This is a genomic window from Vibrio sp. Isolate23 (assembly GCF_022398095.1).
Taxonomy (GTDB): Bacteria; Pseudomonadota; Gammaproteobacteria; order Enterobacterales; family Vibrionaceae; genus Vibrio; species Vibrio coralliilyticus_A.
Genome location: NZ_JAKEUV010000001.1, coordinates 1,236,368 through 1,248,600, shown reverse-complemented (window position 1 = coordinate 1,248,600; position 12,233 = coordinate 1,236,368). Strand labels below are relative to the sequence as shown.

Annotated in this window: 9 protein-coding genes; 5 read left to right on the top strand and 4 right to left on the bottom strand. The window is 44.6% G+C overall.

The window, feature by feature from the left end:
- Nucleotides 1-10: 10 nt before the first annotated feature.
- On the bottom strand, nt 11-775 hold the full coding sequence (locus tag L1D31_RS05565) for a transporter substrate-binding domain-containing protein (protein WP_239836060.1): 765 nt from the start codon (nt 773-775) through the stop codon (nt 11-13).
- Nucleotides 776-960: 185 nt separating this feature from the next.
- Between L1D31_RS05565 and L1D31_RS05560 the strand changes: the two genes are divergently transcribed.
- The 5 genes from L1D31_RS05560 to katG all read left to right on the top strand — a co-directional run bounded on the left by L1D31_RS05560 (nt 961) and on the right by katG (nt 7,618).
- On the top strand, nt 961-2,679 hold the full coding sequence (locus tag L1D31_RS05560; protein ID WP_239836059.1) for a diguanylate cyclase: 1,719 nt from the start codon (nt 961-963) through the stop codon (nt 2,677-2,679).
- Nucleotides 2,680-2,796: 117 nt separating this feature from the next.
- Nucleotides 2,797-3,381 (top strand): TetR/AcrR family transcriptional regulator, encoded by a 585-nt coding sequence (locus L1D31_RS05555; RefSeq protein ID WP_239836058.1) that lies wholly within the window; start codon nt 2,797-2,799, stop codon nt 3,379-3,381.
- An 81-nt stretch (nt 3,382-3,462) separates the two neighbouring features.
- Nucleotides 3,463-4,494, top strand: coding sequence for an NADP-dependent oxidoreductase (locus tag L1D31_RS05550; RefSeq protein ID WP_239836057.1), 1,032 nt, complete (start codon nt 3,463-3,465; stop codon nt 4,492-4,494).
- Between the two features lie 12 nt (nt 4,495-4,506).
- Nucleotides 4,507-5,124 (top strand): glutathione S-transferase, encoded by a 618-nt coding sequence (locus tag L1D31_RS05545; protein WP_239836056.1) that lies wholly within the window; start codon nt 4,507-4,509, stop codon nt 5,122-5,124.
- A 316-nt stretch (nt 5,125-5,440) separates the two neighbouring features.
- Nucleotides 5,441-7,618, top strand: coding sequence for a catalase/peroxidase HPI (gene katG, locus L1D31_RS05540; protein WP_239836055.1), 2,178 nt, complete (start codon nt 5,441-5,443; stop codon nt 7,616-7,618).
- Nucleotides 7,619-7,954: 336 nt separating this feature from the next.
- On the opposite strand, the gene L1D31_RS05535 is transcribed toward katG, so the two are convergent.
- The 3 genes from L1D31_RS05535 to L1D31_RS05525 form a co-directional block, all read right to left on the bottom strand.
- Nucleotides 7,955-8,839, bottom strand: a complete 885-nt coding sequence (locus L1D31_RS05535) for an NAD(P)-dependent oxidoreductase (protein WP_239836054.1) — start codon at nt 8,837-8,839, stop codon at nt 7,955-7,957.
- A gap of 135 nt (nt 8,840-8,974) precedes the next feature.
- The gene (locus tag L1D31_RS05530) at nt 8,975-10,435 is read right to left on the bottom strand and encodes a hypothetical protein (protein WP_239836053.1); all 1,461 of its coding nucleotides are present in this window, start codon (nt 10,433-10,435) and stop codon (nt 8,975-8,977) included.
- Nucleotides 10,436-10,637: 202 nt separating this feature from the next.
- The gene (locus L1D31_RS05525) at nt 10,638-12,221 is read right to left on the bottom strand and encodes a hypothetical protein (protein WP_239836052.1); all 1,584 of its coding nucleotides are present in this window, start codon (nt 12,219-12,221) and stop codon (nt 10,638-10,640) included.
- Between the last annotated feature and the right edge of the window lie 12 nt (nt 12,222-12,233).

Below are 12,233 nucleotides of genomic sequence, written 5' to 3'. Positions count from 1 at the left end.
AAAGACCAACTTACTTTACTCTCATATTTTCGAAATAGTCGTAAATGAGTGCTTCGTAGCGTCCGTCTTGCTTCATATTGAATAAGACTTGATCAAAACGCTTCAGTAATTCGCCGTGGTTGCGACCTTTGGAAAAGGCAATATAGCTGGGTGTCGCTTCAATAGGAGGCGATAAGATCTCAATATCATTATCTAAACCTTCACGAACAAGAATACTACGCGCACCGAACTCATTATTTACCCATATATCTGCGCGTTTCGTCCGGACGAGATGAGCGCACTCTTCCGTGCTGTTTCTTTGGAAAATAAGCCGAAAGCCTCCCTTCGCAATCTTTTCATCCATACGTTTGCCATAACTCACGCCATTGACGACACAAAGAGCAATTTTGGATACATCCCCCGCTAAAACTTCTTTAGGTTTGTAGTCACTTCCTTTGAGAGCCATGAGGCTGATATTTTGAACGAAGAGCACATTTTCCGAAAAATCTGCAAATTTTTCCCGCTCGGGATTTTTGAATGCAGTAAAGATACCGTCAGCACGGCCGCGTTTAACCAAAGTCAATGCTCTCGCCCAAGGTAGCACAGTGATGTTCACTGGCGTTTCTAACTGATGAAATACATATCTTACGAGCTCTACAGCAACGCCTGAGACTTGCTGTCCTTGCATTTCTATATAAGGTGGATACTCAAGCGTCACTAAATCAATTGACTTCGCAACACAAGGTTTCAGTGCTGCTAGAGCAAGCATCATTATCCCTAAGCGTAACCCTTTCATCCTGAATCCTTTATATAAATCAATGACTAAATGGAAAAGTTTTATAAAATCACAGAGCAATAACACAATTGCATATAGTCAGAGAGCTTCTACAGTTACTTATTGTTAATAGTAATCTCTCTGTTGAGTATCGTTTGATTTTTTACGTAAAAATCCATCTTTATAGCCGTTAGTATGGGGACCTTATGATTCGATCTTCTCTTAATCGCTTTCAATACTTCCCAGTTGTGGCACTGACCCTTTCTTTACTTGTTGGTGGCTACTATTACGATAAAACACTAGACAATTGGGTCACAAATATTGTCAGTACCTACATGTCAAACATCATTGATGACGTCTCACATCAAATTCAAGAAAAAAACCTTGATCTCTATGATATGAGTCAGCCTGAAATTGATAGCTTCCTTGACACACTTTCACAATCTAGCTTTGAACAACGATTCACCATCATACACAGTTCAGGGGTGGTACTGGGCGACTCCCAATTGAATAACAGAGAGATAGCTCGGCTTGACGATCACAGTCGCCGACAAGAGTTTGTTTCCGCCTTATCTGGTGAAATAGGCATATCCAAACGGTTTAGCCAATCCTTAAACCAAGAATTACTTTATGTGGCTAAAAAGCTTGAACTCCCTGAAGACGGCCATGCTCACGACTCAACATATATTCTTCGTCTCGCGATGCCGATGACTTCAGTCTACGCCATGTCGGCTGATTTGAAGCTTATCGAACACGTCTTAATGGCGTGTTCGGTATTAATTCTTGTTATTTCAACTTGGTTCAGCCATCGTAAATTATTCCGGATGGTTCAAGCGGAAAGGGATCAGCAGGAATATCGTATTCAGAAAAGCACTCAGGAAATTGAACTGCTCCACCAATTAGCCAACATGCTAGCGGCCTGCAATACAGTGAAAGAGGCACAAATTGTGGTGGCAGACATCATTCCCAGAGTATTAGGTAACGTGAATGGCTGTGTCTCCATCATGCGCGACTCTCGCAACCAGTTGGAAGTCAAACTCGACTGGGGAGGCGAATGGCCCGCAAGTAAGCTATACGCCCCTAACGACTGCTGGGCACTGCGAAAAGGGAAATATCATTTATCGAAAGAGAAGCATCATAACCTTTCATGCAACCACATGAACCAAGCCTCGACTTATGGGCTCACTCTTTGTATCCCTCTTACCGCTCATGGGAACACAGTGGGCATGTTTCACTTGTATTTTGATGACCATACTGGAGAGATATCTGAAGACATCAAGCAGCTTTCGTTTACCATCGCAGAGCACCTTGGTTTGGCACTGGCGAACTTAAGCCTACAAGAGAAGCTTCGTTCACAAGCGATGCGGGATCCTTTAACGGGCCTATTCAATCGCCGTTATTTTGAAGAGATCTTTGAGAAAGAGTGGGCAAAAGCCGCACAAGACAACAGCCCTATATCACTTCTGATGTTGGATTTAGATCATTTCAAACGCTTTAACGACAACTTCGGCCATGATGCAGGGGATTACGTATTAAAAGAAGTGGGCAATCTATTGAAACGAGAAATAGGCGACGAACACGTCGCCTGCCGCCTTGGCGGTGAAGAACTGGCGGTGATCTGCCCAAGTAGCTCAGTAGATGAGTCAATGGAGCTCGCCAACCACATTGTCGACTCCGTTAGAGATCTGCATTTAGACATGAAAGGATTATCATTAGGGCAGCTCGGTGTTTCCATTGGGGTGACGACTTTCCCTGAGCTTAACACTTCGACTACTGAGCTCATTAAAGCCGCAGATACCGCTTTGTATCAAGCCAAAAATAATGGCCGAAGCCAGGCCGTACATACTCAGTCAAAATCCTACCTAAAGCAACAAAACAAGGATCCTCATTCAGACAGCCCGGATGTCTTACCACTGAAACTTTAGCCACTTAGCGTGCGAGTCGTTCAACCCACTCTTTGATTAGAGTCAGTTGAACGACTCGCATTTATGCCCAACCCACAACACTAGACGACTGGTCTAATTTAATCTATAGTTCGCTCCATGAACGAAAAAACAAACGACACTCGCCAACATATTCTCAATGTGGGTTACGAATTAGTAGTAAACAAAGGTTTCACAGCAGTGGGTTTATCTGAGTTGCTTAAGACCGCAGATGTACCGAAAGGATCCTTCTATCACTATTTCAAATCCAAAGAGCAATTTGGTGAAGCACTTATTGAAGATTATTTCAGAAGCTACCTAGCTCGCATCAATGCGATTTTTAATGCTGATGAAGGTACTGGCAACCAACGTTTAATGGGGTACTTCTCGCGCTGGTTAGACGTAGAAAATGGTGTCTGTAATGCCAATCGATGCCTTGTGGTCAAGCTCAGTGCCGAAGTTTCTGATCTGTCTGAGCCTATGCGTATCAAGCTAGCGAATGGCGCAGGAGAAGTCATTGCCTCCATCGCGAGCTGCATAGAGTCTGGTATTAAAGATCAATCTATTCAAACTGTGGATGCACATTTGGTTGCGGCTCAGCTTTACCAGCAATGGCTTGGCGCAAGCCTTCTCAACAAGCTGGTTCAGGATCAATCACATCTTGAACGTAGCTTAGAGACCACTCAGTCTCTACTTAGCGCTTAAGTTACCTATTCCCGTTTGGCTAAACCAACGGGAATTTTTTGAAATTACAACTAGACGACTGGTCTAATAATAGGAAACGCAATGACTAACAACGTAAACCGACGCATCGTACTTGCTTCACGCCCTAAAGGAGCACCAACTGCTGAAAACTTCCGTTTAGAAGAAACCCAAAAGCCCGTTCCTGCTCAAGGTGAGCTACTACTACGAAGTGTGTACCTGTCTCTCGACCCATACATGCGTGGGCGTATGAGTGATGCCAAATCCTATGCCGACCCTGTTGCGATTGATGACGTGATGGTCGGTGGCACAGTGTGCCAAGTTGAAGCCTCAAACCATCCTGATTATTCAGTTGGGGAATGGGTACTGGCTTTCGCTGGCTGGCAAGATTACGCGATTTCAGACGGTGAAGGGCTAATTAAAATGGGCATGAACCCAACTCACCCCTCCTATGCGCTCGGCGTGATGGGCATGCCAGGCTTTACCGCATATATGGGCTTACTGGATATTGGCCAGCCTAAATCAGGTGAGACTTTGGTGGTTGCCGCAGCGACAGGTGCTGTCGGTTCGATGGTTGGTCAAATCGGCAAACTGAAAGGTTGCCGTGTGATTGGTGTAGCTGGTGGTGAAGAAAAATGCCGATATGCCAAACAACAATTAGGCTTCGACGAATGTATCGACCACAAGGCAGATGATTTTGCCGAGCAATTAGCCAAAGTCTGTGACCAAGGCATCGACATCTACTTTGAAAACGTCGGTGGTAAAGTCTTCGACGCCGTCATGCCACTACTCAATACCAGTGCTCGAATCCCACTTTGCGGTCTGATTTCTCAATACAATGCGACGGCACTGCCTGAGGGGCCTGACCGAATGTCCCTACTCATGTCACAACTTCTTATCAAGCGTATCAAAATGCAGGGCTTTATCATTTTTGATGACTACGCTCATCGTTATGAAGAGTTCGCCACTGACATGAGCCATTGGCTAGCAGAAGGAAAAATCCACTATCGCGAACATCTAATCGAAGGCTTTGACAAAGCACCACAAGCCTTTATCGGCCTGCTAGAAGGCAAGAACTTTGGCAAGCTGGTGGTAAAAACCAACAACCCACTGTAACCGGAGACCAACATGATTAAATTACATCATCTCAATCAATCACGCTCTAAACGCATTATTTGGCTGTTGGAAGAACTGGGAGTTAACTATGAAGTCGTACCTTATCATCGCGATAGCGTGACTTTTCTCGCCCCGCCAGAGCTAAAGGCTATTCATCCACTTGGTAAATCTCCGGTGATTGAAGAAGACGGGCATGTCATTACAGAGTCTGGAGCCATTACTGAGTACCTGATCGACAAATACGCTGCAGACAGGCTCGCACCGCCTAAAGGCTCAAGTGAACACCTAGATTATTTACAATGGTTGCATTTTGCAGAAAGCTCTGCGGCACTGCCATTACTGTTAAAGACGTTCATCGCGAAGGATGGCGCTCAGATGAATTTCCTGCCTGATTATGCGGAGATCGAGCTGCACAAGGTTATGAGTTACGTTGACCAACGCTTGGAGAATAAGCGTTATCTGGTTGCAGATAAGTTGACTGGAGCCGATATAATGATGTCCTTCATTGTCGATATTCTCACCAAGTTTGGGCTACTGGAACGCTACCCCAATATTATTCGCTACGCTTCTCAGATCAAAACTCACGACAGCTGGAATAAAGCCGAACAGCTAGAAGTTAAATTCGGTTAACTTTTCTATAATGGGCTGCTTGCTCTAGGGCAGCCCTTGTTATTACTCGCTTTCATATTCCTCATTGCCTTACCTGTACATTTCAATATGCACCTGATAGAGAATATCTATCGATAGCATAGCCATAAACAATTTTATAAAAGCTCTCTCACCAACTATCCTGACATCTAAACAACAGTCCAATGATGGGCATTCACTCAGGCGCTTTGACAATGGGGAAACGTCTTTGTCTTTAAGAAAATACCCAATAATTCGATTACTGCTGAAACAACAGCCAAAGCAGTAACTGAGAATAAGCGACACTCAAGGAGCAAACATGGATCATAAAAACGTGAGTACAAACGGTCAATGCCCTGTTATGCATGGCGGTGCAACCTCTTCAGGTTCATCCAACGTAGCTTGGTGGCCAAACGCCCTCAACCTCGACATCTTGCATCAGCATGACCAGAAATCGAATCCAATGGGCCTAGACTTTAACTATCGTGAAGAACTTAAAAAGCTCGACGTTGAAGCACTAAAAGATGATGTTAAAGCACTGATGACTGATAGTCAGGACTGGTGGCCAGCAGATTGGGGTCATTATGGTGGTTTAATGATCCGCATGGCGTGGCACTCTGCAGGCTCTTATCGTACAGGCGATGGTCGCGGTGGTGCTGATACCGGTAACCAACGTTTTGCACCTCTGAACTCTTGGCCTGATAATGCTAACTTAGATAAGGCTCGTCGCTTGCTTTGGCCTATTAAACAGAAATATGGCAATAAAATCAGTTGGGCTGATCTGATGATCCTTGCTGGCAATATGGCTTATGAATCTATGGGTCTTAAAACCTTCGGCTTTGCATTCGGTCGTGAAGACATCTGGCATCCAGAAAAAGACATCTACTGGGGTGCAGAAACAGAATGGCTAGCAGAAAGCGGTGGTGAAAACAGTCGCTATTCAGGTGAGCGTGACTTAGAAAACCCACTTGCCGCCGTCATGATGGGCCTCATCTACGTCAACCCTGAAGGTGTCGATGGTAAACCAGACCCACTGAAAACGGCTCAAGACATGCGTGTCACTTTTGAACGTATGGGAATGAATGACGAAGAAACCGTCGCATTGACCGCTGGCGGCCACACAGTTGGTAAGGCCCACGGTAACGGTGACGCTGCTAAACTCGGCGCTGAACCTGAGCGTGCAGAGCTAGATGAACAAGGTCTTGGTTGGAATAACCACACCTCTCGCGGTATTGGCCGTGACACAGTGACCAGTGGGTTGGAAGGTGCATGGACAACCCATCCAACTCAATGGGATAACGGCTTCTTCCATCTTCTGTTCAGCTATGACTGGTCTTTGCAAAAAAGCCCAGCAGGTGCATGGCAGTGGGAACCTGACAACATCAAAGAAGAAGATAAACCTGTCGATGTCGAAGATTCAAGTATTCGTCACAACCCAATCATGACGGATGCCGATATGGCGCTGAAGATTGATCCTGAATACCGCAAGATCTCAGAGCGCTTCTACAACGATCCTGCTTACTTCTCCGACACCTTCGCTCGTGCGTGGTTTAAGCTGACTCACCGCGATATGGGGCCAAAGTCCCGCTACTTCGGCCCAGATGTTCCAGCTGAAGAGCTAACTTGGCAAGATCCTGTACCTGTAGGTCACAGCAACTTCGATGTTGAAGCAGTCAAGGCCAAAATCGCTTCAAGTGGATTAAGCATCAGTGATATGGTCTCAACCGCCTGGGACAGTGCTCGTACCTACCGCAACTCAGATAAACGTGGCGGTGCCAACGGCGCACGCATTCGTCTTGCACCACAAAATCAGTGGCCAGGTAACGAACCTAAAAAGCTCGCTAAAGTACTTTCGATACTAGAAGGTATAGCCTCTGAATCAGGTGCTAGTATCGCCGATACCATAGTCCTTGCAGGCAACGTTGGTATCGAGCAAGCAGCGCAAGCTGCTGGAGTCAACATATCCGTTCCCTTTGCTCCGGGACGTGGCGATGCGAGTGCTGAACAAACAGATATCGATTCATTTGATGTGCTAGAGCCTGTTGCAGACGGATTCAGAAACTGGCAGAAGCAGCATTATGCGGTCAGCCCTGAGGAATTGATGCTCGACCATGCTCAACTATTGGGCTTAACCGCACCAGAGATGACGGTCCTCATTGGTGGTATGCGTGTCTTGGGAACTAACCACTCGGGTACTCAGCACGGTGTATTCACAGACAATGTCGGAGCACTGACAAACGACTTTTTTGTCAATCTGACGGACATGCGATACACATGGAAACCAACAGGGCGTAACTCCTACTCTATTGTCGAACGCAGCAGCGGTGACGAAAAATGGACAGCAACCCGAGTCGACCTTGTGTTTGGTTCCAACTCAATCCTACGCGCTTATGCAGAGGTTTACGCTCAAGACGATAACAAGGAGAAATTTGTTCGCGACTTTGTCGCAGCTTGGACCAAAGTAATGAACGCTGACCGATTCGATTTAAAACAGTAAGTTAGCTTGTCAGCCCACGGCCGACAATAGGTCGTGGGGTATCAACAAGCCAGACCTTGCAAGTGACTAACTCATCAACAATTTGGCAAATAACGACAAGTTGCACTAAATTTAAAGAGGTAACCGTAGTTAAGAAACGAAGCGCATAAAAGCTTCACTAATCCATTAACCTTCGATGTTACAAGTGAGGAAGTTGGCTATGAAAGGATTCGAATTCTTTAAGTTGTTTGATACCAAAGAGCTATTTATCTTCTACTGATGCTGAGCAACCCGCTTAAATCAGAACTGAAATCCATACGCCGATCGCTACCTGCACGCATCGGCGTATTGTTTTATTTAGCGCTTATTGTTTTTCGCCACCGCTTTCATCAGAACAGAAGTATCCATACGGCCATAGCCATCTTGTTGTAGCTGAGCATATTGCTCATCAATCTTCTTGGTTAAAGGTAAATCAAGCCCAACTCGTTCCGCTTCCTTTAGGCAGAAACCTAGGTCTTTGCGCATCCAGTCAATGGCAAAGCCAAAATCGAATTTATCTTGTGACATTGTCACGGCGCGATTTTCCATTTGCCATGAGCCTGCCGCACCATGCTTCAAGGTCTCGACCACTTGCTCAACATCCAAACCAGATTTTTGAGCGAGTAGTAACGCTTCACTAAGCCCTTGCAGAATGCCACCAATACAGATTTGGTTGACCATTTTACAGCGTTGACCCTGACCATTTTCCCCCAATAGCGTCATTTGTTTAGCGTACACATCCATCACTGGTGAGATTTGCTCGAACACTGCTTGATCACCACCACACATAATGGTCAACACGCCGTTTTCCGCGCCCGCTTGACCACCAGAAACTGGCGCATCAATAAACTGATTACCGTTTTCTTTTGCTGCAGCCGCCAGTTCAACCGCAAGCTCTGCTGAGGTTGTAGTATGGTCGACCAGCACAGCACCTGCTTTCAACCCAGCCAGTACGCCATCTTCACCGTAAACAACACTGCGCACGTCATCATCATTGCCCACACAAATGAACACGACATCGCAATCCTGAGCCGCTTGTTTAGGCGTCTCACACGCAATACCTTGGTATTCCTCAGCCCATTTGTCTGCTTTGGTTTTAGTGCGGTTAAACACTTTGGTGGAATATCCGGCTTTACTTAAGTAACCCGCCATAGGGTACCCCATCACACCTAGACCAATAAACGCGACTTTCTGCTGACTCATTCCTATTTCCTTCTAAGCTTTATAATTAGGCGGACAGTCTACTAAACATTTTCTCTTTGGTTTACTACAAACACCCACTAAATGATTCCAGATAAAGAAAAAGCCCCAATCAGGGGCTTAATCTAACAAAACACATCACTTACATTTTGACCAAGTCTTTCCTTTATCTGGAGAACACTCCAATGAAGAGGTACCATTATAGTAATAGGTATTCTTCCACCAATTACCGATGGCGTTTCTTGAAATTGCAATACCGTTGAATTTAAACGGTGTCACTGCCACTTGGGAGTGCTTAGACCTCACCCACGTGTGGGCCCCGTAATCTGAGTCGTCGTTGAAATCTGAGGATATATAACTTAGTTGATCCAAAGTGCTACGGCTAAAACTATCGATCTTCTGCTCAACGTTTACCCATTCTGGATATTTAGGATCGGGATAATAACTAAAAGTATGCTGGGCGCGTAACATACCATCACGATAATTATTAACGACTATCACTTCTAAATATTGGGTGAAATTGCTTCCCACATTATTGTTTTTGCAGCTATCCCAATCCAGTTCTTGCGTACTTGAGCTATTACTCACACGATAAGTTTTCAGAGAGTTGGGTTGAACAAGTTGCTCAATTGACTCGGTGATATCACAGCTGTAGCTGGCGTTATCTTCATTAATCCATAATGATGCATTCTTAGTGTAGTCAAACCCTGCTTTCTTTTTCGTGTTTCGCTCTGTATGACGAGTCAGTAATACTTCGGTCTGTAAGTCTTCTGAGACTTCGTATTCCGTGTGTACTAGCTTAGTGTCAGTTAAAACTGTTTTGACCTTATACCACTTGTCTATTTTTTGCTGTGTATCTTTGTCCCAGTATTTCCAATAGTAGTCTACATAGGCTTGATGAGCGCCAGGATTTACCTGCTGAAGTGCCTTAGTATCACTGTATGACTTCCTAATTGCGGGCATCATCTTCTGAGCTAATTCATACAGCTCTTTATTTTGTTCCTTAATGAAATCACCGTAAATCTTATCTACTGCGATGTTATAACGTGCCGCAATACGATGATCGTGCTCCTTAACATTTTGGATCACTTTCTCTTGCGTATTTACAGCAGACCTCAACCCAGTACAACTGGTGATACCACTTTCATTTAGGTCTTCCTGAATTTGATTCCACAATACTGTCGTTAAAGGTGTGGTAGATTTTATCTCATGCTCTGAACTGAGTGTCATTGCTGGAGGAAAAACAAGCTGGTATGGCTCACTGATCGGCGTATTAGGATGATCCGCATCAATCGCACCGACAGGCACATTTACAACAATAGGCGCGTAATCAATACAATCAGAGTTGCTACCAGACAAGGATAAGCGATAGCTACCCTCTGAATTAGTTACAGCACTAGGCTCACCAGAGTCTAACTGACCGTTGTAATTGATATCAAGAAAAGCCGTCGCGCCAGAGATGTATCCATCTATGGCCACACCTTGAAGGCTTCGTGTTTGAGATGAAGTACTAGAGCTAGGTGAACCACCGTCGCCGCCTCCCCCGCATGCGACTAGGCCTGCAGAGATGGATACAACAGCAATAAGTTTAAGGTTCATTGCAAAATCCCCGATGAATAATGAAAGGCAAAAACGCGCCATTAGAGTGTAATGGCGCGTGGCGTTATAGCAGTGGTTAACGCAGTGCGAATGCTAACAGCTGTAGATTTAGAAAAACACGTAAGAAATGGGACAAAATAGTGCATGTTTTTTCATTCGAATGGCCGACCTTCTCACTTAACCCACTATTTTCAGTGGCTCATTATTGTGAATACGTTGCTAAAGCCTTAAGCACCGGAAGTCTATCATCGTTAAGAACCTTATATTTATTGGCAAAAGCACGCTGATATCCACATACATTCCATTCACCAAATTCACTTTCAGAACACTCATAGACTGTACTGCCATCATCGTAATCAGTTTCCTTAAACCAAACATCATCTGAGTACTTGATTGTTATAACTTGTGACGACTCATTCGAACTAAACTCTGCTTTCGATCTCACCCAGAATAATGAACCGTAACCCTCGTTCTCACGAAAATCGGGATCTATATGAACAAAACTTTCCAGCAAGTTTCCATTGACGTTGTTCAACGTAGGATCCACATCTACCCATGCAGCATTGGCCTTATATTGGTCATAATGAAAACGATGTCCAATAATGACTGTCCCTTGATTCTGACTATTATCAACCGCCATCACTTCTACCGTTTGCTCATAATCATCCCTACCAACATCATAATTGAGACAAACGTCCATCTCGGATTCTTGTTTAGTAGCAGATTGATTAGTTACGACATAATAAAGCCATGAATTTGCATAGAGCTTATGAGTTTCCTCAATGGTTTGTTTAATTGAACAATTAAAGGGAAGATTTTCTATAGACTCTTGATTACCCTCGGTTTCTCTACGCAGGCTGTACTCTCTTGTATAGGACAGATCACTATTCTCGGCTGTATATGTCACAACATGCTCAATCAATTGAGGGTCAACAAGCTCGCTCGTTACGTCAAATGTTCTTCTTTCTACCTTTGAGCCACTCTTTGTCACTTGAACTTTATACCATTGGTCGTTCTGATCGTCATTGGTATCCTCATCACTGCGGACAATGTAACTAACGTAAGCTTCTTCGGCTTTCGGATTCTGTTGTTTTAACATTTTTGATTCACGATAAGAGGCCTTGATTACTGGCATTAGTTTCTGTGTAAGCGCTTTTACTTCATTGTCATCCTCTTTTATGAAGTCACTATACAGCTGATCTACACTAACGTTGTTCCGGTTCGCTACATCGTTTTCTAATTCCTGGATACTATTGTCTGTAATGCCTTGCAACTGAATCGCAAGTTTTAGGTCTGCACAACTACCCATAGCATTATCATCTATATCTAGGTTTAGCTTCATCACATTCCAAAGCATGGAAGTCAATGGAGTCGTTGACTTAACTTCAGAACCTGAAGTCGTCATCTTTACTGGAGGAAAGAACAGCTGATATGCTTCTTCGATCGGAGTGTTTGGGTTGTCAGCATCAATGGCGCCAACAGGTACATCAACCACGATTGGCGCATAATCAATACAATCCGCATTCTCTCCTGATAGAGAAAGCTCATATCGACCATTGGCATCGGTAATACTTTTTGGTTCACCGCTATCCAGTTCACCGTTGTAATTCAGATCAAGAAATGCAGTTGCACCTGAAATGTAGCCATCAATAGCAACACCTTGAATTGATTTAGATTGAAGAGAAGATGGCGATGTGGCTGACGAGGTTTCTCCTCCGTTACCACCTCCACCGCAAGCAGTCAAAAGTGTAGACACCGTCGCGATAGCTATAATTTTGGAAGTCATGATAATAGGCCC